The 24,398-nt window shown below is 51.5% G+C and carries 18 protein-coding genes; 7 read left to right on the forward strand and 11 right to left on the reverse strand.

The window, feature by feature from the left end; all coding sequences use genetic code 11:
• Positions 1 to 242 precede the first annotated feature (242 nt).
• Together QNJ26_07715 and QNJ26_07720 are read right to left on the reverse strand one after the other, a co-directional pair.
• Positions 243 to 1,409, reverse strand: a complete 1,167-nt coding sequence (locus QNJ26_07715) for a DUF1501 domain-containing protein (GenBank protein ID MDJ0985416.1) — start codon at positions 1,407 to 1,409, stop codon at positions 243 to 245.
• A 12-nt stretch (positions 1,410 to 1,421) separates the two neighbouring features.
• The gene (locus tag QNJ26_07720; GenBank protein MDJ0985417.1) at positions 1,422 to 2,831 is read right to left on the reverse strand and encodes a DUF1800 domain-containing protein; all 1,410 of its coding nucleotides are present in this window, start codon (positions 2,829 to 2,831) and stop codon (positions 1,422 to 1,424) included.
• Between the two features lie 390 nt (positions 2,832 to 3,221).
• Here QNJ26_07720 and QNJ26_07725 point away from each other — a divergent pair, with 390 nt between their 5' ends.
• Positions 3,222 to 4,175 (forward strand): glycosyltransferase family 9 protein, encoded by a 954-nt coding sequence (locus QNJ26_07725; protein ID MDJ0985418.1) that lies wholly within the window; start codon positions 3,222 to 3,224, stop codon positions 4,173 to 4,175.
• A gap of 45 nt (positions 4,176 to 4,220) precedes the next feature.
• On the opposite strand, the gene QNJ26_07730 is transcribed toward QNJ26_07725, so the two are convergent.
• Positions 4,221 to 5,765 carry an 8-oxoguanine deaminase gene (locus QNJ26_07730; GenBank protein ID MDJ0985419.1) on the reverse strand — a complete coding sequence of 515 codons (1,545 nt, stop codon included), beginning with the start codon at positions 5,763 to 5,765 and terminating at the stop codon, positions 4,221 to 4,223.
• Between the two features lie 186 nt (positions 5,766 to 5,951).
• Complete coding sequence (locus QNJ26_07735) at positions 5,952 to 7,274, reverse strand: hypothetical protein (protein MDJ0985420.1); 1,323 nt, start codon at positions 7,272 to 7,274, stop codon at positions 5,952 to 5,954.
• Between the two features lie 249 nt (positions 7,275 to 7,523).
• On the opposite strand from QNJ26_07735, the gene QNJ26_07740 reads away from it, so the two are divergent.
• Both QNJ26_07740 and QNJ26_07745 read left to right on the forward strand, forming a co-directional pair.
• Entirely contained in the window at positions 7,524 to 8,825 is a 1,302-nt protein-coding gene (locus QNJ26_07740) for a porin (protein MDJ0985421.1), read from the forward strand.
• A gap of 67 nt (positions 8,826 to 8,892) precedes the next feature.
• Positions 8,893 to 9,573, forward strand: coding sequence for a YkgJ family cysteine cluster protein (locus QNJ26_07745; protein ID MDJ0985422.1), 681 nt, complete (start codon positions 8,893 to 8,895; stop codon positions 9,571 to 9,573).
• A 309-nt stretch (positions 9,574 to 9,882) separates the two neighbouring features.
• Here the strand turns inward: QNJ26_07745 and QNJ26_07750 are convergent, their stop codons facing one another.
• Complete coding sequence (locus tag QNJ26_07750; GenBank protein MDJ0985423.1) at positions 9,883 to 10,734, reverse strand: amidohydrolase family protein; 852 nt, start codon at positions 10,732 to 10,734, stop codon at positions 9,883 to 9,885.
• 885 nt (positions 10,735 to 11,619) lie between these two features.
• Here QNJ26_07750 and QNJ26_07755 point away from each other — a divergent pair.
• The gene (locus QNJ26_07755) at positions 11,620 to 12,783 is read left to right on the forward strand and encodes an MFS transporter (protein ID MDJ0985424.1); all 1,164 of its coding nucleotides are present in this window, start codon (positions 11,620 to 11,622) and stop codon (positions 12,781 to 12,783) included.
• Positions 12,784 to 12,886: 103 nt separating this feature from the next.
• On the opposite strand, the gene QNJ26_07760 is transcribed toward QNJ26_07755, so the two are convergent.
• The 6 genes from QNJ26_07760 to QNJ26_07785 form a co-directional block, all read right to left on the reverse strand.
• Complete coding sequence (locus QNJ26_07760; protein MDJ0985425.1) at positions 12,887 to 14,044, reverse strand: TRAP transporter substrate-binding protein; 1,158 nt, start codon at positions 14,042 to 14,044, stop codon at positions 12,887 to 12,889.
• A 181-nt stretch (positions 14,045 to 14,225) separates the two neighbouring features.
• The gene (locus tag QNJ26_07765; protein ID MDJ0985426.1) at positions 14,226 to 15,551 is read right to left on the reverse strand and encodes a TRAP transporter large permease subunit; all 1,326 of its coding nucleotides are present in this window, start codon (positions 15,549 to 15,551) and stop codon (positions 14,226 to 14,228) included.
• On the reverse strand, positions 15,551 to 16,081 hold the full coding sequence (locus tag QNJ26_07770) for a TRAP transporter small permease subunit (protein ID MDJ0985427.1): 531 nt from the start codon (positions 16,079 to 16,081) through the stop codon (positions 15,551 to 15,553). The genes QNJ26_07765 and QNJ26_07770 overlap by 1 nt, the downstream gene beginning before the upstream one ends.
• A gap of 208 nt (positions 16,082 to 16,289) precedes the next feature.
• A complete protein-coding gene (gene amrS, locus QNJ26_07775; GenBank protein ID MDJ0985428.1) occupies positions 16,290 to 17,303 on the reverse strand; it encodes an AmmeMemoRadiSam system radical SAM enzyme in 1,014 nt (337 codons plus the stop codon).
• A 120-nt stretch (positions 17,304 to 17,423) separates the two neighbouring features.
• Positions 17,424 to 18,209 carry a class I SAM-dependent methyltransferase gene (locus tag QNJ26_07780; GenBank protein MDJ0985429.1) on the reverse strand — a complete coding sequence of 262 codons (786 nt, stop codon included), beginning with the start codon at positions 18,207 to 18,209 and terminating at the stop codon, positions 17,424 to 17,426.
• Positions 18,210 to 18,268: 59 nt separating this feature from the next.
• Positions 18,269 to 19,819: a DEAD/DEAH box helicase gene (locus QNJ26_07785; protein MDJ0985430.1), complete on the reverse strand. Its 1,551-nt coding sequence runs from the start codon at positions 19,817 to 19,819 to the stop codon at positions 18,269 to 18,271.
• Positions 19,820 to 20,128: 309 nt separating this feature from the next.
• Between QNJ26_07785 and QNJ26_07790 the strand changes: the two genes are divergently transcribed.
• The 3 genes from QNJ26_07790 to uppP all read left to right on the forward strand — a co-directional run bounded on the left by QNJ26_07790 (position 20,129) and on the right by uppP (position 24,320).
• On the forward strand, positions 20,129 to 21,358 hold the full coding sequence (locus tag QNJ26_07790) for a molybdopterin molybdotransferase MoeA (GenBank protein ID MDJ0985431.1): 1,230 nt from the start codon (positions 20,129 to 20,131) through the stop codon (positions 21,356 to 21,358).
• 196 nt (positions 21,359 to 21,554) lie between these two features.
• Positions 21,555 to 23,483: a molybdopterin biosynthesis protein gene (locus QNJ26_07795; protein ID MDJ0985432.1), complete on the forward strand. Its 1,929-nt coding sequence runs from the start codon at positions 21,555 to 21,557 to the stop codon at positions 23,481 to 23,483.
• A gap of 9 nt (positions 23,484 to 23,492) precedes the next feature.
• The gene (gene uppP / locus QNJ26_07800; GenBank protein ID MDJ0985433.1) at positions 23,493 to 24,320 is read left to right on the forward strand and encodes an undecaprenyl-diphosphatase UppP; all 828 of its coding nucleotides are present in this window, start codon (positions 23,493 to 23,495) and stop codon (positions 24,318 to 24,320) included.
• Positions 24,321 to 24,398 lie beyond the last annotated feature (78 nt).

Below are 24,398 nucleotides of genomic sequence, written 5' to 3' on the forward strand. Positions count from 1 at the left end.
GGTCATAAAATTTTACCTTGGAATAGACTTTATATTTTAAAACCATCAAATTGGTTGATAAAAGTAGGTAATGCTCGCCGCAGGCGATTGGGTTTGGCCGTTCTCATCTGGAGAACGGCCAAAAAACCTGTAAATCCTGTCTAAAAATTTTTTTGCGAGGTTGAACTCATCCCAAATATCGAATCGCCTATCGGAAAATGACATGACCGCACAAAGCTGAATTTTATCTTTAAAATGGGACACTAGATAACGTCCAATTGAGGGTAAGGGCCGCCGTTCAGAAATTCATGCTTCAGTTCCCACCAGCGACGCCCCACTGTTGCATACAGGCTGCGGTAATCCACACTGAATTTTAAATCTTCATTTTCCAGTTCCTGCAATGAGGGCTGCCGGCCGTAAAGTCCGCCCTTGACCTTACCGCCCATGACCAAATGAGGTGCCGCCGTGCCGTGATCGGTACCGCGGCTGCCGTTTTCCGCCGGACGTCGGCCGAATTCCGAATAGGTCATCACCAGCACCTGCTCCCAAAGACCCATCTGCTGCATCGCACGCTGAAAAGCCATCATGGCTTCGGCCAGCTGCTCAAGCAGTCGATCATGGAGGTTACGCTGGTTGGCATGGGTGTCAAACCCGCCGTGGGATACTTTGATCACCGGAATGGCCGCGCCGCCGGCAATCAGCAGGGCCGCCGTTTGAAGGTGCCGTCCTATGATCGTTTTGGGAAAAACCACCTCGGATGGTAGCTGAATGCTGATCTTCTGATCCAATTCCCGGGCCGAGCGGTAAACATCATTTTGGACCGCCAGCAGGTGTTTGAGGGCCGGGTTCCGGCTGCTGGCTTCGATTTGTTGCACGCGTTTGGCTTGCCGGAAAAACTGCTTCAGGTTTTTCATGATCACCAGCCGCAGGTCACCGCCGGCCAGCGGCCCGGCATCACCGCCGATGGCCGCTCCGTCGGCAATAGTCCGCGAAGGCTCGGGCAAATGCATTAATGTACGAGCCAACCATCCAGTTTGCAGATATTGACTGCTCGAAGATCCGGTTTCCCAGATCTCGATGGAGCGAAAATGCGACCGATTCGGCTGTGGATACCCGACACCGGCAATAACCGCCAGCTGCTTTTGCTGCCAGATCTCCATCAGGGCTTTCAGGCGCGGGTTAAGTCCCAAATTTTCAGATAATTGCAGGACGCTGCCACGTTTGACGGCCAGGCCGGATCGCATCTGATAATAGCGCTGATCGGTGTAGGGCACGAGGGTATTAAGCCCGTCGTTGCCGCCTTTCAATTCGATGAGCACCAAAATCCGCTGCGAGGGCTTTTCCGCAGCGTGGACATTTGGCAACAGACGGGAATGGAGCGACCAGATAAGCGCGCCGGCTGCTATCTTTAGAAATTCTCTGCGTTTCATCTACATACCTTCCTATTTTAACTGATACACCGGGTCCTGCACCAACTGCGAAATCAGGTCTTGGCGATCGGTCAATGCTTGGGGTGCTGATATCGGTGGCAACGGCAACAAAACTTTGCTGACCGTCTGATCGGTTAAATTTTCACCAAATAGCGGGCTGGATGCCATTTGGGCGCTCATGTTTGCGGCGTTTAAGCGTCCCGCCTTTTGACCGGCCTGCAGCATTTCCATACCGCGCAAGAATCGATCCAGTATCTGGTGGCGCATCATGAGTGTATCGGATGAAATCCAGTGGTTTCCGCCTGGCCAGCCTTTCACATTGGGCGGGTCCATCAGATCCTGACCCAGGCGGCGGCTGGCCAGTACGATACCGCGGCCATCACCCATGGGAAATTGAAACACCCGCAGGGTCCCCACGATTAAATCCACCGGGGATTTAATCATGACGCCCACTGTTTGCGGTTCCCTGAAGGCCTTGCTGGTCAACAGAGCCTGCATCAGCGGTTTTAATTCATATTCGTTCGAGCGCAGCACACCGGCCAGACGCTCAATTTCCTTTTCATCCACTGTTTGCGAAACAAACGCTCGCCAGAGTTTGGTGGTGATATGGATGGCCACCTGCGGCTGCTCCAGCACAATGTCGATGATGTCATCCCCGTTAAAATTGCCGGTGCGCCCCATGAAGGTTTTGGATCCGAAATCGTGGCGGCGGCGGACAAATCTGAACTTGCCGGTGCGCCGATCGATGGTCCAGCCCGTAAATGCCCGGGCGGCTTCTTTGATATCGGTTTCGGTGTAATGGCCTTCACCCAGGGTAAACAGTTCCAGCAGCTCGCGGGCAAAGTTTTCATTGGGTTTGGCCCTCTGGTTGAAAGCATTGTCCAGATAAATGATCATGGCCGGATCTTTGGCCACCGCGCGAAGCAACTGTCGGAAATTGCCCAGCGCGTGCTGCCGTAACAGCAGGTTTTGACGGTACATTAGTTTGGGGGATTTTACTTTGCGCAGGCCCGAGGTAAAATGATTGTGCCAAAAAAGCGTCATTTGTTCAGCGAGGGGCGCATCGGTTTCAACCATCTCGCGAAGCCACCAGGCCTTGAGCTCAAAACTGCGCCGCCGCCATTGCTGGCGTAATTTTTTACGCTCCTCCGCACTGAGCTGTTTGATCTGTTTGCGGCTCATCAACGGTTCATTAACCCACTCCGGTGGCGGGGTTGCCGGCTTTTGACGCGGCTGTTTCAGGATGGCAGTCACGGCTTCAGTGTAATCCGTTGATTCCAGCGCCTTGATTTGTTCCGGTGTGCCGCCAAAACCGGTACGCGCCAGCAGATGCCGCGCCTCTTCAAAGCTCATTCCGAATGCGGCCCGCGACAGCAACCCCAACAACAGCAATAACAAAGAAAAAAAAAGCAAGCGTTTCATGACGCGATCCTCTTTAAGCGGCAATAAAATCAAATTTGATTTTCCTGTTGTATAATAACCCGCCGGGATTGTAAAAGTTTCGCTGATGCATGAACATTTATTTGAAATAGGGAGGAATTTTCAGAATTCTGCGGCTGCATAAATCATCAGTCCCGCATGAGCGGTATGCAAACTCATGCAAAAAGGCTCGTAGCAAAAGAACAGCGATCAAAAATGGAATAATGTTCGGATATGTTAATTTATCATGGTGCTATCAGGTTGCTTAACGGTTTAGCGATGTTCTTTCGCAACGATCCCTAATGCATTCAGACAGTGCATCCCGCTCAAAGCAAGACTGATAATTCATTCCGCTTCTGCCAGGGAATTTGATTGCATTTTATAAGGAGCTCTATGACCGATGCCAAACTATTAATAATCCACCAGGGCGCCCTGGGCGATGTGGTCTTAACCTTTCCGGCCATCATCGCGCTTCGCCAAAACTATGATCGCATCGATATCCTCTGCCAGAGCCAGATCGGAAAGCTGGCTGTCAGACTGGGACTGGTTGATAAAACCTATCCGCTGGAGGCGGCCTATTTTGCAACTCTTTTTTCAGATCAGGTGGATGTAAAAGTCAAAGACCTTATCAACAGTTATACCAGGATCCTTATTTTTTCATTTTCTTCCGATCTTGAGAACACCATCAATCAGATCAGCAACAGCCCCTGCCTGCGCACCCCTCCCCGTCCGCCTGTTCAAGCCAGCATCCATGTCGCCCAACATCTGATGCAAAACATCATCAAGGGCGGGTTGATCGACGCCGTTGATTCACAGGATGTTGTCACATCCTGGCTTAGGAAACACACTGAAAAAGTAAGCCGACCGACCGACAGCCCAAAAATCATCATCCACCCGGGCGCCGGCAGCAAGCGCAAACGCTGGCCGTTCGAACGATTTTTACAACTGGCGGATGATCTCGGAAAAAAGGGGTTACAGCCGCAATTCGTGTGCGGCCCGGCGGAGCTGGATCTGATCGAAGACATACGGAATGAAAATCGACAGGTACACAAGTTTGATGAGCTGACGGATCTGGCGGATGCGCTTGAATCCGCCGGCGGTTATATCGGCAATGATTCCGGCGTCAGTCAGCTGGCAGCGTTTTTGGGGGTGGCCAGTGTGGTCATTTTTGGCCCGGCGGATCCGCAGCGCTGGAAACCCGTGGGGCCTCGGGTGCAAATCGTGCGTCCCAAGCTAGAATGCAACCCGTGCTTTGAAATCGAAGCACAAAATTGCGATCAGCCCGCCTGCCTCGCAGATGCGACCCTGGAATCGGTTCTCACCGCTTTTGATCAGGTGCGTGAATGACATAGTTGTCCGGAAAGCTGCATAACAGCATCACCGGTCGCACGATCAGGATGACAGCTTGATCGCGGCCTTGCGGGTTTTCGCGGCCAGATCACGGTAATCAACCGTAGTGAGCCGGCCCTGATCGATAATCTTTTTACCGTTCACGAAGCTGTAATCGACATAGTCATTGTGACATACGACCAGAGCGGCCACTGGGTCCGCATGGGACCCGACGAATGCATCGCGTTGCGTGTCGAAAGCAATGAAATCCGCTGACATGCCCTTGGCAAGATGACCGATATCGTCGCGCGACAGCGCCTTTGCGCCGCCCAGGGTGGCGATTTCGAGCGCTTCGCGAGCCGTCATGCCCTTTACATCCACTTCGCGCACACGGGCCAACAGCAGCGCAAGTCTGGCTTCCTGGATAAGGTTGCTGGTATCATTGGAGGCCGAGCCATCCACCCCCAGAGCCACTTCCATACCGGCATCCAGCATTTTTCTGATTGGGGCGGCACCGCTTGCCAGGCGCATGTTGCTGGCAGGGCAATGGCAGGCCGCCACACCCGCTCTGGCGAACATGCCGATATCTTTGTCGTCGAGCTGAACGCAATGGGCATGCCAGACCCTATCGTCGAGCCAGCCGAGGGTTTCGGTCCACGGCCCGGGCCGCATCTTGTAGTTCCTGGCCATATATTTGATGTCATCCCGATTCTCTGCCAGGTGAGTATGCAGCCCTACGCCCGCGTAGCTTTTCGCCAGCTCCGCAGACTCGCGCATGAGTTGCTCGGTAATGGTAAATGGCGAACAGGGTCCCAGCGCAATGCGCAACATCGAATGGCGGGAGTTGTCGTGGTATTGTTCGATCAGCCGTTGAGAATCTTTTAAAATATCTTTTTCTTCTTCCACCACGGAGTCCGGAGGCAATCCGCCTTTGCTCTCACCGATGCTCATGCTGCCCCGGACGGCGGTAAAACGCATGCCGATTTCCTGCAGCGCCTGGATCTCATCATCGATCCTGCAGTCATTCGGTAGGATATAGAGATGATCGCTGGAGGTGGTGCAGCCGCTCAGAAGCAGCTCGGCGGCGGCCAGCTTGGCACTCAAGTAGATGTCACTGGAGCGCATGTTGGCCCAGATCGGGTAAAGCGCCTTGAGCCAGGGAAAGAGGGTGCCATCCGGCTTTACCACGCGGGTCAGCACCTGGTAGAAGTGGTGATGGCAGTTGACCATCCCCGGCATGACAATATAGCGATCTTTGAAATCCAGGATCTCGTCAGCAGTTTTGGGCAGCTCTGATGTCGGTCCGATGGCATCGATGACGTTACCGCGCACAAAAAGAGCACCGTTGCGTATTTCCCGGCGCTTTTCATCCATCGTCACAAGGGTGTGGATGTTTTTGACCAGCAGGGTCCGGTCTCCACCGCCGCCGGTTGATGTCTTGCCGGCCGCATGGGCACTGGCTGCGCCGGTCACACTCGAGGCCGCCGCCAGAAGCGGTGTCGCTGCCGCCAATGTGCCGCACCCTTTCAAAAATTCACGGCGCGACACCTCGCTGTTGTGCATACCACAATGGGTTTCATTTTTCATTTGTCCTCTGGTTTCGATCATACCGCACCTCTACTTTCTCTGGCATTTGGGTGTCCCATGCAGCGGATTGTCCAGCAAGATTGCAAAGGCCTCCCTAAAGGCAGGAGCCCGCGTTAATTTTACCAATGTAATTTTTAGTGGTGCGCCCATAAGGGCTTGTTGACAGCCATGCGTCAGGCAAAATGTAAGGGCATGTATTGGTTTTGATTATTTTGTAATCACCCTTACCGAGGTGGCCGTGGCGCCCAAACCGGCACCGGCTGCAGTGACATCCTGCAGCGGCTTGCCCGTCAGTAGCGCTACACGCTCTTTGATCTTCCAGCCCCGAGCGCTCAGCGCCTTGTTGCATTCCGGCGAGGCGCTGCCTTCCAGCCACAGCTCCCGGTTTTGCGCCTGTGGATTTTTCTCAACCGCCGCAGCGATCCTGGAGGTCTCTGCAGTCCAGGCCAGATAATCAATCGGGAATGCGCCCACTAAAACACCCTTGCGGTTCATCAGCCAGACCTCATTTTCGACTTTGACGATGTCCGCCTGCCCGTTTTTTTTCTGGTAATTGAGCATCATCTCTGACATCTGGTGATAGTAGCGCGCAATGATCTTATCCGGCGCCCCTGTCGCCTGGGCCACGAAAAGATCGCGACCCTTGGTGTCTTTCATCAACCGCAGGGCTTCCACCAGCATGGTTTTCTCCATGGGGGTATAGTTGTAATTTTTAAGGAAAGGATCGATCACTTTTTTGGAAACACCCATTTTTTCAAGTTTTTCACGGTTGATCTTGGTCAGCCCCTCGGGAGGGTTGTCCAGTAATATGGCGTTCATTTCAGCGGTTAAGCTGGTTACGGTTATGATGGTGCCGACCGTAGTGCCCTCTGTCACGGCACCCATGGCCACCCCGACGGTAATACCGCCGGCAAAAGCCGCCCGGGCAACGGCCGTCAGCGCCTTTTGCAACGGTTCCCAGTCGGTATAGGGGTCCACCCCCAATTCCAGGGCAAACGCACGTTTGGTGTTCGCCCAGCCCGTCGCTGCTGAAACACCGCTTTCCTGGTAGGGATCATCGCTGGCAATCGAACGGCCGATGTTGCCCACCCAGCGGCCCACGCCCTTGACCGCCCCTTTGGTGGTCTCTACCGGCGCGGTTACAAGCGCCTTGCCCCCGCGAATAGGTGCTAGGATACCCTCTTTCATGGCGTCGCCGAACACGCCGGCTTTACTCATCTCGTCTAAAATGATCAGGGCCCGCACCTCCTGGATCTGACGCGCCAGCTGGTAATCGCTGATGGCCTGGACATCACCGACTTCAGTCTTCAAGGTATAGGTGTTGCTGTAACCGTCATTGAGGGCCTCGGGGTCAATTTTATAGCCCTTGCCCACCATATTGCCATCCGGCACCACCAGGGCTGCATTTAACCTCAACGGCGGTTTTACATAAGCAGGCTTGTCCGCCGCCACGGCCAAAGTAAAACCCAGACCAGCAACCGCGATGGTCAAGATAATGGTCAGAATGCGCAGGTTAAATTTGGTGATCATGGTTGTCCTCCTTATTAATGCGTGATTTACACAAATTGATGGGGTATTGGAATAAGGGCAGAATTCAGGGCCGGTTTCCCGCGTCACCGGAAACCATTAACCCCGAATGGCTCACAATCGTAAAAACTAAGTATCTTAAGATGCTTTTCAAGTGCAAATGAAAACTAGATGTAAGCTTGACATTGCAGACGATAACGTTTCATACCTTGGTTTAAAAATCAATTGGCAATCAGGATAAGGAGGACTCCTATGGAGAAGGTATCGGTGAAAAAAAACGGCAACCGGTTGGCATTGGCACTGGTATGCGGGGCGCTGTTGTTGGTCACGCTCTCCAGTCCGGCCCTGGCAACGAATGATGACCGCATAGCAGAACTGCAGCGTCAAATCGAAGCACAACAGGCCATGCTCGAAGAGCTAAGCAAACAGGTAAAAGAGCTGCGGCAGGCCGCCGCGAATAAAGCGACCGGGGCGGATCAAGGGCCCAAAGGATCCAGTGACACCCAAGTGCAGGTGTTTGGCAAGGCTATCGTCACCTCTAAAGACCCCCGCTTCAAGGTCAAGATATCCGGCCAAGTCAATCGCCAGGTGGCCTATGCTGAAGATGGCAACAACAGCAAGTTTTATCACACCGACAGCGACAACAGCCCTACCCGAATCAATATCGAGGCCCAGGGCAAAGTCAGTGAGGATCTGACCGTGGGTGCCCGAGTCGAGACCGGCTACCAGGACAACCGCCCGTTGGAAGTCAACCAGAACAATGAAAATTCCGGTTTTGATTTCACCAGCCGCTGGCTCGAGGCCTATGTTGCCAGCCAGCGTTTTGGCAAACTGGGCGTCGGCAAAGGCTTTGCGTCCTCCTTTTATATTGATGAAACCGATCTGTCCGGCACCCAGGTGGTCAGTTTGCTCTCTCCCGGAAATCTCTTCGGCGGCCTGCTTTTTTACAGCAATGACATCAACGACTATACCAATATCAGAGTAAGTGATGTTTTTGTCGACCTGGAAAACCTATCGATCGTCAACCGTGTGCGCTATGATTCACCGCACTTTTATGGATTTCAGCTTTCGGGCAGCACTGGCTCCAATCAGCGCCATGACGCTACCTTACGCTATAAAAACGACATTGGTGATTTTAAATTTTCCGGCGCTTCGGCCTACCAGAGAAACTCATTCGGCGGGCTGCTGGACTGGCGCGTCGACGGCGCTTTATCGACATTGCATAAGCCCAGCGGACTCAGTCTTACCGGCGGCGCTTTTTATGCCAGGGCCAACAGCGACAATCGCCACTTGCAAGGCTTTATCGTCAAAGGCGGCTGGCGCAAAAAATTCTTTGACTTCGGTGAAACAGCGCTGTCAATTGATTATGTACAAAACGATGATTCCAGCGCGGATGATGAAGACGGCAAAACTTACAGTGCCTTTGTGGTACAGGACATCGAGCGCTGGGGTCTGCAGGTATATGGCGGCTACCGCTATTACGACCTCGACCGCCAGGGGCTGGATACGGAATCCATCCATGTGCCGGTGATTGGCACGCGCAAGATATTCTGAATTATAAATATGTTACTGCGGAGCACACTGAGATCACAGAGCAGAAATCAAATGAGGATTGTTAAAAATGGATGTCGCCGGCAAACTGACGGCCCTGGAAAACATATACCGCATTTACGACGAATTTGCGGACTCGCTGGAGCTGGCATGCAAAAAACACTGCGCCCACTGCTGCACCACCAGCGTTACCCTGACCACAATCGAGGGCTATCACATCATCCAGCAGCTAAATTCAGAAAGGGATACGGACTGGCTGGGAAAAATCGTCCAGGCTGTTGAGCAGCCCCATTTCCAGCCGAAAATAACCACCAACCGGCTGGCTCAGCTGTGCGCCCAGGGAATGGATGCGCCGCAAGAAAAATTGCCCACAAGCAATACGTGCCCGTTTTTAAGCGCTGACCTATGCCCCCTTTACACCGTCCGCCCCTTTGGCTGCCGCTGCCTGGTATCGCGCCACGATTGCGGCCGGCATGGCTATGCCGATATCGACGATTTTGCGCTTTCGGTCAACACGGTGATGCTGCAGACCATCGAGCACCTGGATGCCGATGGCTGCAGCGGCAACTTGCTGGATGTGCTTAAGATCATGTCCGGGGAAGATAATCGTCAGGCGTTTCAGCAGGGCAAATTAAACTGCGCCTCAACAGGGCTGATTGCCAATCAGCCGCTTAAGGTCCTGATGATCCCCCCAGAGCACCGCAGCCGCATGGCGCCCATCCTGCAGTCCCTGCGCGAAATTCGTTTTTGATTCAGTTCACCGCAGAGACGCAAAGCTCGCAGAGATTTAATTTTTTCATTTACCGCTGAGAGGGCGGTAAATGAAAATCCTCAGCCGCTGCGCGGCAGGATTATCATTCAAAAAGTAACCCGGTGGCAATACATATAGCGACATGCCTATATTAGCAGGGTGTGAATATTTGAACCCGCCCGCAGGGCTTGGGTTTATTTCTTTTCGGCCTCTCACCGAAAAGAAATAAGAAAAATACCCTTTGCGAACTCTGCGTCTCTGCGGTGAAAAATTAAAATTTCTTAAAGGGAACCAAAGATGAGATCCAGCTTATACAGCCAAATTGAACAGCTTGGCGGCGTTTAGACCGCAGACGTGCTGCATCTCCGCATCCGATAGTCCAGCAATTTTCATCTCATCAAAATAGCGGTCGGGCGTTAGGAGGGGATAATCACTGCCAAACAGGATCTTATCCACCCCGATCAGGTCGATGGCCAGGCGGTAGACCTTTGGATCGTATAGATAGGGAGAAGCGGCTGTATCAAAATAGACATGCGCTAAGCGCTGTTTGACCTCTTTTTTCAAAAGACTGAAAAAAAACAGCCCGCCGCCCCAGTGGGCCAGCACAATTTTATTTTGTGGAAAGCGAACAATCAATTGATAGATCTGCGCCAGCGTATTGGCAGTTTTGCCGGGATAGGTGTGACCGATGGGTTCATTGGTGTGAATCAGAACGGGAAGGTTGGCGTCTTTGCAAATCTCCATGACCGGTTGCAAACGGTCCTGTGCTGCAGGGTCGATCCCGCCTTGATAAAATGCCAGCTCTCCGATTCCAGATAACCCGCCCTGCCGAATGCAGCGATGGGCTTCTTCGGCAGCGCCTTTACTAGCGGGATCGAAACACCCCAGGCCGATGAAACGGTCCGGGTAGCGCTTGACCACTTCACTGATGTAATCATTGTGTTTTTTAAAAAGTGTTGCATCCTTCCAGGGAAAACCGAAAATGACAGATTGCTGCACCTGGTGCTCATCCATGGCTGCCAGCATTTCGGTTGCACCGATCAGCCGGGATTTGGGCGATTGATATAATTTTTTAAAGGCAGGCTCTTTAGAAAAATAGGTCTCCCGTTGGACACGGAATGCCTTTGGGAAAATATGGGTGTGCATGTCAATGATCTTCAAGCTGACGCTCCGGAAGCTAAATTTTAATTTATAGTTATGCAGAAAGCTCAAGTGAAGCAACCCTAACCACGAAGGGCACGAAGGACACGAAAAAATAAAAGTAAAAATATGTTTTTCCCTTTGTAATCTTCGTGTTCTTCGTGGTCAGATACATATCAGTTGTGTTCAACTTGAGTTTGCCAGATAACAGCTTTTTAATTTTGTGGCAGGTGGATATTGTTATGGAAAAGATTATCAAAATTCAAACAAAAAAATAACGGCTAATCAGTTTTTTGATTAGCCGTTAAGGAGGAGAACAGATGAAGAAATTATTAGGCTGCACTTAAGGGAGTTGCAAAAGCCTTGCCAAAAACAGCCAGAATATTTTAAATTTGGTGAATTTATTTTTATATATATAAATTTCAGAGACTTATGAATTATCAACTTGTCGCATGCGGCAGCCTACGACACCTACATAACAACAAAAAAAGGCGGGCAAAGTTCATATATTTTAACCCCAAAAGCCCGTAATTTGAAAAACCTGTTGTTTTTAAACCATTTTTTTATTATTGGGAGAGGTTCAAAATTTTGAACCTGCGCTTTTGAAAATACGCCGAAAGGCTATAACCACTTATAATTATTTTTATTAGTGTGGTTTACAGCTTTGAACGGGCCTTTATTTTGGCGAAAAAACAGCCTACCAAAGGCCTAACCACGCATGGCTAAATATAACCCCGTTCTTCTCAATGACATAAGGGGGCCGGGGGTTTCGTGAAAGGTTGCACAAGAAAAATTACCAGCCAGCCCTTTGCCTGCCGTCACCACGGCTGGTAAGACTAAAGCCATTGATATACAGAGCAATTATCAGGCCAATGATTTTTTACAGCACGATCTAACAAGAAACGAATGACACCTGAAACAGACATTAAACGCAACCCGATGTTCTGGTATCTGGCGGTTTTAACCATCTGCTCCACCATTGGATTGCAGACCTGGCAAACACTGTTCAACAATTTTGCTGTCGAAATTGCCGGGCTGGATGGAGACCATATCGGCGTCATTCAGTCGGTGCGGGAAATTCCTGGATTTTTAGCCTTGTTGGCGGTCTATGTGATCATGATCATCCGGGAACATCGCCTTTCGGCCGTATCAATTCTAATTCTGGGCATTGGGCTGGCCATCACCGGTTTACTGCCCAGTTTTGCCGGTCTGATGTTGACCACCTTGCTGATGAGCTTCGGTTTCCATTATTTTGAAACCACCAATATGTCTCTGACGCTGCAATATTTTGATATCGAAACTTCACCCTGGGTATTTGGCAAACAGCGCAGCTATGCCGCCGCTTCCGCCATCGCGGTCGGATTGGCCATTTACTTTCTGGCCTTTTTCTTCAGTTTTCCCCAGATCTATTTGCTGATCGGTGCATTGATCATGGCCGCATCTGCCTGGGCCCTGACCCGCAAACCGGAACAGAAGGACCTGGTACCGCAGCGCAAGAAAATGGTGTTTCGCAAAAAGTACGGGCTGTTTTATTTTCTAACCTTCATGGCCGGTGCGCGGCGCCAAATTTTTATTGCTTTTTCAGTTTTGCTGATGGTGCAAAAATTCAAGTATTCGGTTCAGGAGATAACCATCCTTTTTGTGATCAACAACCTGATCAACTATTATCTGAGCCCGCTGATCGGAAAAAGCATTATCCGTTTTGGTGAACGCAAGGTGTTGACTGCCGAATATGCCAGCTTGGTGATCATTTTTGTGGCCTACGCCTTGACTGATGCGAAATGGATGGTGGCCGTACTCTATATTCTGGATCATATCTTCTTTAATTTTGCCATTGCCATTCGAACCTACTTCCAGAAAGTAGCCGATCCGCGCGATATTGCGCCCAGCATGGCCGTCGGCTTTACCATCAATCACATCGCCGCCGTATTTCTGCCGGCCCTGGGAGGAATGCTATGGGTCATCGACTATCGCATTCCGTTTTTGGGCGGTGCTGCCATGGCACTCATTTCATTGCTGGCAGTGCAGGCGATCGACAAAAGCATCAGGCAAAAAGAGACGGCGGCGTAAACATACCTACCCCAAAATACAAAACGCCAGCCGGGTAACAATTCCGGCTGGCGTTTGGTTGTTTATGAGATGTAAAGCAGTTTAACCCTGGTTACATATTAGCCTATGCTTTGAGAGACATCGCCTGTTGTATAACGTTAAAATAGGCGCGCTCGGACACGCTGCCCCAGGTGCCGACAACTTTTTGAAAATTGGCAAAGGACTCGGCAACCTTTTTAGCCATGGGGCTCTTAGCAGCTTCTTCCTGCACGACCTCGGTGGCCAGGCTCCGTAATGCGCTCAGGACCTCATCCGGAAACTGGATCACTTCGACTTTGTGCTTGTTGATCAGCGTCTGCAAGGCCGCACCGTTTTGGGCATCAAATTGGGTCAGTGTCCATTGTTCGTTTTCCATACAGGCGGCATCTAATATGTGCTGCAGGTCTTTGGGCAATCCTTCATAGGCGCTTTTGTTGAAAAAATATTCCAAATAAGTGCCGGGTTCGTGCCACCCGGGATAATAGTAATATTTGGCGGCCTGATAAAATCCCATCCGCAGGTCATGCAGGGGGCCTACCCACTCGGTGGCATCGATAACGCCGCGCTCCAGGGAAGTAAAGATTTCGCCGCCGGGCAGCAGCACCACCGTTCCACCGGCCTTGGCCACGACCTTGCCGCCCAGGCCCGGGATACGCATTTTCAAACCCTTGTAGTCATCGATGGTGTCGATCTTTTTGTTAAACCAGCCGCCCATTTGAACACCGGTCGATCCGCCCGGACGCGGGATCAGGTTAAACGGTGCATAAGTTTCCTCCCAGAGCTTGAGCCCGTCTCCGCCGTGAAACCAGGCGCCCATACCCTGAGCATTCATGCCGAAAGGCACAGCCGCAAACCATTGGGTTGCAGGTTCTTTCCCGGCCCAGTAATAAGAAGCACCGCTGCCGACCTCAACCGTGCCGTCGGAAACTGCCTGAAAGCTTTCCAATGGGGGAACCAGTTCGCCGCCGGCAAAAACCTCGATGGTCAGGCGCCCGTCGGACATTTCATTCACCCGTTGTGCCAGACGTTCACAGCCTTCCTGCAATACCGGCAGCTTGGGCGGCCAGGTAGTGACCATTTTCCACTTATAGGTTTTTTTGGCAACCACCGCCGGCGCCTTTTCGACTGCCGGTTCAGGTTTTTTTTCTTCCTCCTTGGCGCAGCCCACCAGGCCGGCAACACCCGCTGTAGCTGCAGCAGCGGCTCCAATACCTGCCTTTTTCAGAAAATCACGTCTCTTCATAACGATCCTCCTTTATACGTCAACTTTTGATTCTAAAACGGTTTCGACAGAAACCCACGTTAAAAAATATCTTGATTATTATATAATAATCGGCCGTTGTTTCCAGCGGCCAATGAATATCGGCTCACCTTAGTTGACTCCGCATTTGAAGTCAAGGCATGGGGGTACTTTTATCGGTTGTTTAAGGTCCAAAAACCAGCCGGGGCAACCAGGTGGCCAGTTTGGGAAAAAATACGACGATCATCAGCCCGATAAGCTGAAAAAGGACAAACGGAATAATACCGCGGTAGATATGGCCGGTGCTCACTTCGGGCGGTGTCACCGCTTTAAGATAAAACAATGAAAAACCGAAAGGCGGTGTTAAAAACGATGTCTGCAGGTTGACCGCCAGCAGGATGCAAAACCAGACCGGGTCATAGCCGAAATCGATCATAATCGGTGCCAGAACCGGCACGTGGATAAAGGTAATTTCGATGAAGTCCAGAAAAAATCCGATAAAGAAAATCAGGAGCATTACGATAACCAGGACCGCTGTCTGGCTGTGTTGCTCGGCGATGCCTCCCAAAAACTCACGCACGATGGTATCGCCGCCCAGACCCCGGAAAACCAGACCGAATGCCGCCGCCCCGCACAGAATAATGAACACCATACAGGTTAACCGCACAGTGGTGTGCATGACCTCGCGCAGAATTTTTAGCCTAAATTTACGGTTGACGATCGTTAGAAAAGTGGCACCCACCGCGCCAACGGCTGCCGCTTCAGTCGGTGATGCGATGCCGGCAAAGATGGAGCCCAACACAGCCACCATTAAAACTAAAGGGGGAACGAGCGCACGACCGACGCGGGCGGCCAGCTGGCGGGGGCCGATTTCCGCCAGCTCTTCTTTTGAGATGGCCGGTGCCACACCGGGCCGCAAATAGGAAATAATAAGGATATAGACGATAAAAAGACCCACCAGCAACAGGCCCGGCAGGACCGCCCCGATAAACAGATCACCGACGGAGACCCCAACAATATCGCCGATGAGCACCAATACGATACTGGGCGGTATGATCTGCCCCAGGGTGCCAGAGGCCGATACCGTACCGGTGGCCAATTCTTTCTGATAGCCTCGCCTTATCATGGTCGGCACCGCCAGCAGTCCCATGGTGACCACCGTCGCACCGACAATTCCGGTGGAAGCGCCCAAAAGAGCGCCGACCACAACCACTGATATGGCCAATCCACCCCGCAGGCGTCCGAAAAGCAATCCCATGGTATCCAGCAATTCTTCGGCCAGACCCGATCGTTCCAGCATAACGCCCATAAAAACAAACAATGGTACCGCCGCTAATGTCACGTTGGTCATGCGACCCCAGATCCGCAAGGGCAGTAAATTAAAAAAATCCCACCCAAAACCGATCAACCCAAACGTCAGCGCGGTACCCAACAGGGTGAAGGTGACCGGAAACCCACCCATCAATAAGATGGTCAGCGCTAAAAACATCCAGGCGGCGAGATATTCCATCAGGGTTTCGCCTCCTCTGCCGTCTCAATTCCTAAAATCTGCATCAGGCTGTGGATACCCAAAGAAATGCCCTGCAGCAGCAAAAGCGTAAACCCGATGGGCAAACAACTTTTGAGTATAAACCGAAAGGGGATGCCGCCGGGATCCGGAGAGCCCTCCAAAATGGCAAATGAATTGGCCGTAAATGTCCATGAAGTTGAAATCACCATGATGCAGCCGGGTATCAGAAATAAAATCACGCCAAAAAGATTGATCCACGCCCGGGTTTTAAACCCGACCCGTTGATAGATGATATCCACCCGCACGTGGCCGTCATGCAACAGGGTATAACCGGCACCGATCAGGAAAATAAAGCCAAACAGATGCCATTCCAACTCCTGGGTAAATACGAAACTGGTGCTGAACATATAGCGCATGACCACATCGACAAATACCACCAGTACAAGGCCCAGTGTCACCCAGGCAACGCCCCGCCCAACCCACTGATTGAGCGTATCAATTTTGGCGCTTATTTTTTGGAGTGTTTGCATCAGGCGTCCACCTCGATCCCCAAAGGATCTGGCATATAATGGTGTTTAAATATGCGACTATAAAGAAATGGAATTTGGGAGTCAAGATTTAATCTGCTGCTTTAATTTAAGATGCTTTGGACAATCGGATGGAATGGATTTTGGGGAAATGAAAGCCTGCGTCGTTTGGCGCCGGAAATTAAGAGGCTATGATGTGGCCAACACCAATTTAATTCCAAATGCCATCAATCTTCTCACCACAGTAGGTACAGCTGCCGTCTGTGATGTGCAGGGCGCCCACCTGAAATCCCCAGCGTTCGATGACCTTTTGACCGCAGCCGGGACAGAAGGTATTTTCGCCGTCATCACCGGGCACATTGCCGGTATAGACGTATTTAAGTCCAGCCTGCAATCCGATTTCACGCGCCCGCGCAAGTGTTTGCACTGGAGTGGCCGGACGGTCGGTCAGTTTGTATGTCGGGTGAAAACGGCTGATATGCCAGGGGGTGTCAGTTCCCAGGTCATGGGCGATAAATTCAGCCAACTGTTGCAGCTCAGCCGGATCGTCATTAAGACCCGTTACGATCAATGTCGTCACTTCAATAAAAACGCCCGCAGCTTTCAGCCGTCTCAAGGTATCCTGGACATGGCCGAGGCGCGCACCGCATAAATCTTTGTAATAGTCGTCACTAAAAGCCTTCAAATCCACATTGGCGGCATCCAGATACGGCTTGATCATGTCAATTGCTTCAGAGGTCATGTAACCGTTGGTGACAAAAACATTGCGGATGCCGCGGGCATGGGCCATTTTGGCAGTATCATAGGCAAATTCAAAAAACACCGTTGGCTCGGTGTACGTATAAGCGATACTGCGGCAGCCGGATGCAGCCGCATCTTCGACAACTTGCCAGGCGGTGACCGCATTTCCCATGATTTTGCCTTTGAAATCGATCGGCATCTGGGCAATATCCGCATTCTGGCAAAATCGGCAGCGCAGATTGCACCCGACGGTGGCTATTGAATATGACAGGGTCCTGGGCAGAAAATGAAACAGCGGTTTTTTTTCAATGGGATCCACATGTCGCGCAATGAGTTTGCCATAGACCAATGTCTGGAGCTTCCCGGCTTGATTTTCACGCACAGCACACAGGCCGCGGCGGCCGTCTTTAATCAGGCAGCGATGGTTGCACAAATTGCATTTGACCTTGCGGTCTTCTATGGCCTCATACAGATACGCTTCCATTACAATCACATTGAGGAATGGCAGAACTCGAGAATTAGAAGTAGACCCCTAATTTAAACTGCTGTGCGAACCTAATTGCATGATGCAATAACCGGCCGCACATCATGTTATCGCTCTGCCCTAATTTCCGGCGTGGTATCGCATTGTCAACGGACGCAACCTAAATTTTGGAACCAGGGATACGACCATGCCGGCAAAAGCACCAAACGGGCAACGCTGAATAATCTTGGATTGCTCCAGACTGGCGGCGATTTTTCCCGATTGAGACGGCAGCTGGCATACCGTCCGCCAGGATACGGGGGTGTGGCCGACGATTTGGCGGATTCGCTGTTTCAGTTCCCAGACACTGAAAAATTGCGCATGATTATAAATAGTCGCCGTAAACATGCCTTTTACGCGTCGCTGGATGCCTTTGATGGCATAACGATTCAAAACACCAATAAAGATACGATCTTTAGCGACCCGACACGCCTCTTCCAACGCTTTTTGGGGGTTATCGACAAATTCCAGGGTCGTAAACAGGCAGGCATAATTAAAAGAATTATCATCAAACGGCAAATCCTCAGCATAACCCTGATACAGATCAGCACGGTTGTCGACATTTCGCGAAGCAATATCCAGCATGTAAGTCGAGGCATCCAGGCCAGTCACCTGCAAGTCCATATCCAGCAGCGCCTGCAGGCAGGCACCGGTCCCGCACCCGATATCCAATACCGATTCGCCCCTCATGGGTTTGAGCAGGGTTTGCATCAGCTGGGTTTCCAGTTCAAATGTGGCTTTGTTCTCGGGTTTTTTTAACCACTGCTCATAAGCGATCGCATCTTTAAAATCGAATACATGCCCCATAGCAGGTAATTTAAGTAAAAAGTTGGGCTTTAGCAAGGAAGAAAACCGTACATTCAGCATCAGGTTCTGTCAGGCGAGATGTAGGTACGCAATACAACTATAGCAGATATAGCAGAAGCTTAATGCTTCTTGGCCGCTTTGGCGGGTTTGGTGGGTTTGGTGTGTTTGGTGTGTTTGGCCGATTTTGCCGGTTCAGATTTTTTGGTCGCCCGGCGGGTGCTCTTTTTTTTGCGCCGGGCTCGTTTTTTGGGGGGCGGTGAATCTGAATCTCCTGATTTCTTGGCAGCCGCGCCTTTAGCAGATTCAGGGCCAAACCCGAACAATGCACCCGGGTACGAACGGGTCTTGGTTTTTTTGGGTGCCGTTGGTGTCTGAGAGCGCCTCTTGGCTCGCTGCTGGCTGCGCTTGCGGCCAGACTTTCTGATGCGTGACCTGCGCTCGCGGGCGATGGGCTTTGATTTATCGGAAATAAACCAGTCATTGTCCGGCCAAACCACTGGTATTTTGTATCCGAGCATTTCCTCTAAAGGCTCCAGATGGTAGACATAGTCTTCACAGGCTAAAGCAAAGGCTTTGCCGGTCTTGCCGGCCCGCGCGGTGCGGCCGATACGATGCACATAGTTTTCCGAATCCTGCGGCAGGTCATAGTTGATCACATGACTGATATCTTCAACGTGGATGCCGCGGGAGGCGACATCGGTAGCCACCAGTATTTTTATTTTGCCATTTTTAAATTGCTCCATCAGCCGGAATCGCTTGGGTTGGGGCAAATCGCCGGTGATCCTTTCCGCCGGCCAGCCATTGCCTTTCAGTTTGCGCGTCAGCCAATCAACGCCGACTTTGGTATTCACAAATATGAGCATCCGGCGCCAGTCTTCTCTTTTGAGCAAACCCAGCAGGAGCTCCAGTTTCTTATCCGTTCCGACGTGATACAGCTGTTGGTCAATTCCCTCGACGGTGATGGTCTGGGGCGTGACGGATATGAATTCGGGTAAATTCATGTATTCATAAGTCAGCTCCATGACCCGGTAAGAAAGGGTTGCTGAAAAAAGCATGGATTGTCGTTTTTCATAAAGGGGCAGCTTGCGCAGCAGATAGCGCATATCCTTGGTGAATCCTAAATCAAACAAACGGTCCGCTTCGTCAATAACCAGAATTTTGATGGCTTCCGTTTTGAAAATGCCCTTTTTGTAGTAATCAATGATGCGCCCGGGTGTGCAGATAACAATATCAACTCCCTGTCGCAGAATCTTGGCCTGGCGTTTGTAATCGACACCACCGACAACTTCGGCAATCTTTAGATCAGAGTGCCGGCAGAGGGTACGCGCTTCTTCGTAGATTTGATGGGAAAGCTCCCGAGTGGGCGCGATGATCAGAGCCGAGGGCAAAAGCGGATTACGATCAGACAACATCAGCAGACGCGTAATCACCGTCACCAAAAAAGCAGCTGTTTTACCGGTTCCCGTCTGCGCCTGACCGGCAACATCCCGGCCGCTCAGCGATATGGGAAGCGTCTGCTCCTGGATCGGTGTGCAATGCACAAATCCGGCGTCGTTCAAAGCCGACAACATTGGCTCCGGTAGCTCAAAGGCGTCAAAGCGCTTTTCGGTTAAAAAATCCGGTTCCTCAGCCCGCGGTACCGGCGCTGGAGATTCATCCGTTTCAGACATAAGATTTCATTATTCTTGGAATTGTTGGGAAGGTGTCATTTTGAATCCATTTTCCTCGCGATTATACCCATTTATTGTCATGTTTTGCAAGGACAGAGGTCAGATGTCAGAGGTCAGAAGACAGAAAAATATGGATAGTGAAGCGCAAAAGCAGTTATACGACGCCTGGCCTCTGTCTTCTGACTTCTGCCCTCGACTCGGCTGAGCTCGTCGCAGGCTGTCCTCTGAAACCTGCATTGAATTGCGTAACACGGTATGCTAACAATAGGTTTTCATTTTTAAATACATTGCAATGGACATCGCCAAACAATGAAAGATTTCTTTAAGGTTACCGATTTAGCAACGGTATTAGACTTTCGCAGCACCTTCCCGCGGGTTGGGGTCGAGCAGGTTCCTTTACCGGAAGCCATTTCCAGAATTTTGGCCGAAGATATCACTGCCGAGGAAGATCTTCCTGATTTCCCGCGCACTATTGTCGATGGATATGCCGTTAATGGCGCTTCCACCTTTGGTGCCAGTGAAGGCAACCCTGCCTACCTGGTGGTCACCGGCAACATCGCTATGGGGCAGTCGGCGGACATTGAAATTGCTCCTGGAGAGGCCGCCCGCATCGCCACCGGCGGAATGCTTCCGCGGGGCGCCGACAGTGTGGTCATGATTGAACATACCGAAGCCATAGATGACACCACCATCGAAGTTTACCGCAGTGTTGCCCCAGGTCAGAATATGATCGCTGTTGGAGAGGACATCAAAAAACACGCTGCTGTGCTGAGCAAGGGACAGGTCATCCGCCCGCAGGAAGCCGGACTTCTGGCAGCTCTGGGCAAACAGCAAATACCCGTTTATCAAAAACCCATGGTCGGCATCATTTCCACCGGAGATGAAATTATACCGATCAGCAAAACGCCGCAGGTGGGACAAATCCGCGACATTAACAGCTATACCCTTGCGGGCCAGATTCATCAAGCCGGTGCGGTTGCTGTGCCATATGGAATTGTGCGTGATGATTTTCAATTGCTGTTTGAAAAATGCCAGCGTGCGCTGGAACAATGCCATGTGGTGTTGATATCCGGCGGCAGTTCGGTCGGCACCCGTGACTTTACTGTCGATGTGCTTTCAGCCCTGCAGGATTCAAAAATTCTGGTCCACGGCATATCGATCAGTCCCGGCAAACCCACCATACTGGCACGGGTTGCCAATAAGTCCTTCTGGGGGATGCCTGGCCATGTTGTCTCTGCCATGATTGTTTTTTCAAAAGTGGTTAAACCCTTTGTTGATTATGTGGCTGGACAATCTGATACAGAGGACAGCGTGCAGCGCCTGCCTGCCAGATTGAGCCGGAATGTGGCCTCCAAGCAGGGCCGAGTGGATTTTATAAGGGTCCGGCTGCGCGAAGAGGACGACGGTTTATGGGCGGATCCGGTATTGGGAAAATCCGGATTGATCAGCACCATGGTCAATGCCAACGGTCTGGTGCAGATTGATATCAATACCGAAGGGCTGGACAAGGGTGCCGAAGTGGAAGTAATCCCTATCTAGTCAGAGAGTCAACAGAATGCAGGTATTAGATTTCAATCAACAGGTTCAAAGGTTCAACGTTCAAAGGTTGCGAGCTTTGATGACCATAGACAGATATTGAGTGAAAGTCGCCCGGATCACTGAAGCTAGCCCTCGGAACTTGGAAACCCTGAACCCTGAACCTCTGAACCCTGAACCTGATTATTAGGAAAAAATAATGGAATTTAAACGCAACGTCTACCTGAAAATGAAGACCTTGGCAGAAGCCCGGGACATCCTTTTTGATACATTTGCCAACCTGCCGCCTTTGGCGAGTGAAAACCTAGCGGTGCCCGATGCCGTTGGCCGGGTGCTGGCAGAACCGATAAATGCCCGGCTGTCTTCCCCCAATTTTCACTTGGCGGCAATGGACGGACTGGCCGTTAAAGCGGACATCACTTTCGGTGCTAGCGCCGCAGCGCCCAAAACCCTGATCGTCGGACACGAAGCCTTTTATGTCAATACCGGCCAGGTCCTGCCGGATGATACGGATGCGGTTATCATGGTTGAAGATGTCAATGCGCTGGATGAAGAACACATTGAAATCGAAGCGCCCGTATTTCCCTGGCAAAACGTTCGCAGAGTCGGTGAAGATATTGTCGCCACCGAATTGCTCTTTCCCCAAAATCATGTGATCACACCTTATTGCGTCGGCGCCCTGCTCTCAGGCGGGGTGTTTCGCGTGCCAGTTAAGATCAGGCCCAGAGTGCTGATTATTCCCACCGGATCAGAACTGGTGGACTGGCGTCAACTTGAGCTCGATGCGTTTCGCCCCGGGCAGGTACTGGAAACCAATTCGTTTGTTCTGGGCAAGCTGATTGAAAAGAGCGGCGGTATATTTGAGCGCCATGAAATGGTTGTGGACGATAGCGCTAAAATTAAAAACGCCGTCAAAGCCGCTGTGGACGAAAATTATCACATGATCTTAGTCCTCGGAGGATCTTCTGCCGGCTCTGAGGATTTTGCCAAAACCGCCATCGTTGAGCTGGGCGATATACATGTTCACGGCGTTACCATCATGCCCGGCAAACCCATTGTGATCGGATCGGTGGCATCTAAACCTGTCTTTGGCATACCGGGTTATCCGGTTTCAGCCATTATCGCTTTTGAGAAGTTTGTCCAACCCTTGCTGCTGGCTTTGCTCGGCCAACCTGAATCGCAACGAGAAACCATTGATGTTTTGCCGACAAAAAAGATCGCTTCCAAACTGGGCGTGGAGGAATTTTTGCGCGTCAAACTGGGTGATGTCGGCGGACGTATTGTCGCCAGCCCGCTGCCCAGAGGCGCCGGCACGATTACATCCATCACCGAAGCCGACGGCATCATTCGCATACCCAACCACATCGAAGGCATTAACGACAATGAGATCGTTTCGGCGGAATTGCTTCGCGCACTGCCAGCCATTCGCAAAACCATCGTTATCGTTGGCAGCCATGATAATTCCCTGGATGTTCTCGCTGATCAGCTCAAGGCCCGCAACAGTGAGCTAACGCTTTCCTCCAGTCATGTCGGCAGCATGGGCGGGCTGATGGCTATCAAGCGCGGCGTGTGCCACCTGGCTGGCACCCACCTTCTGGATACCGCTGATGGAAGCTATAATGTGTCCTATCTCAAAAAATACCTGCCGGATACGCCTGCCAGGCTGGTCCATCTGGTAGAGCGCGATCAGGGTCTGATTGTCAAGAAGGGCAACCCAAAGCAAATTGGCGGTATCGCAGATCTCAGTCGCAAAGGGATTTCTTTTATCAACCGTCAAATCGGCTCTGGCACGCGAATTTTATTGGATTACAAATTAAGCCAATTGAACATCAAAGCCGCCGATATTAACGGGTATCAAAACGAAGAATTTACCCATATGGCCGTAGCCGTATCCGTTTTGAGTGGAACCGCAGATGCCGGCCTCGGGATTTATGCCGCTGCCAAGGCACTGGATTTGGACTTTATCCCGGTCGTTACCGAACAGTACGATCTGGTTGTTCTCCCGGAATTTTTCGAAACCGATGCCATCCGGATGCTTTTTGACATCATCAACCGCCGTGATTTTAAGCAACGGGTGGAAGATCTGGGTGGGTACAGTACCGCACGAACAGGCGAAATTATTTTATAGGATCAGCATATGGATTTGGCGGATGCGATACTACTGGGCATTGTCCAGGGCTTGACCGAATTCTTACCGGTCAGCAGCTCGGGACACCTGGTGCTGCTGCAGCAATTACTTGGGCTCAAAGAAGCCGAGCTTTTTTTTGACGTTTGTGTTCATCTGGGAACACTGGTGGCCGTTATCATCGTCTTTCGACAGGAGATTAAAGATATCGTCCTGGCGCTGTTGCGGCTAATGGCGATGACAGGTCAAAAAGAGGAGATGCGGGCTGCAATTGAATCCGATCCGCAACTAAAAATGGCCCTGCTGATCGTTATCGGATCCATCCCCACCGCAGTGCTGGGGCTGTTATTTAACAGTATAGCAGACCGGCTGTTTTCGTCGGTGATGATCGTGGGTGTGATGCTGATCGTCACCGGCTTGCTGTTATGGGCGACCCGAGGTAAAACCAAAGACGGCCCAGCGGCCGGTATCGATCGCCTCACTCCTAAAAACGCGTTTACTATCGGCATCGTGCAGGGATTGGCCATTATCCCCGGCATCTCAAGATCGGGCGCCACCATCAGTACGGGCCTCCTATTGGGTATCGACCGCGAGATTGCAGCTCGATATTCCTTTTTGCTTTCGATACCGGCCATCGTCGGCGCTGGAATGCTGAGCCCCAAAGAGGGCTTATTCGCTGCAGGGTCGACCATTCAGATACCTTTGGTGGGCGCCATCACAGCGGCAATTGTGGGTTACGCCGCTTTAAAAGTGCTGCTGCAGGTGGTCAAAAAAGGGGGCTTGCATCTGTTTGCACCCTACTGCGGGCTGGTCGGTCTGGTAGCGATCATTTGGGGATAGTAGGTGCTGACGGCGGGTATTGCATTACGTGTTGCGGGTTTCGGGAACCTGGTGGTTTGAAATCTCGAGGACGAGCAC

The sequence above is a fragment of the Desulfobacterales bacterium genome (assembly GCA_030066985.1).
In the GTDB taxonomy this organism is placed as follows: domain Bacteria; phylum Desulfobacterota; class Desulfobacteria; order Desulfobacterales; family JAHEIW01; genus JAHEIW01.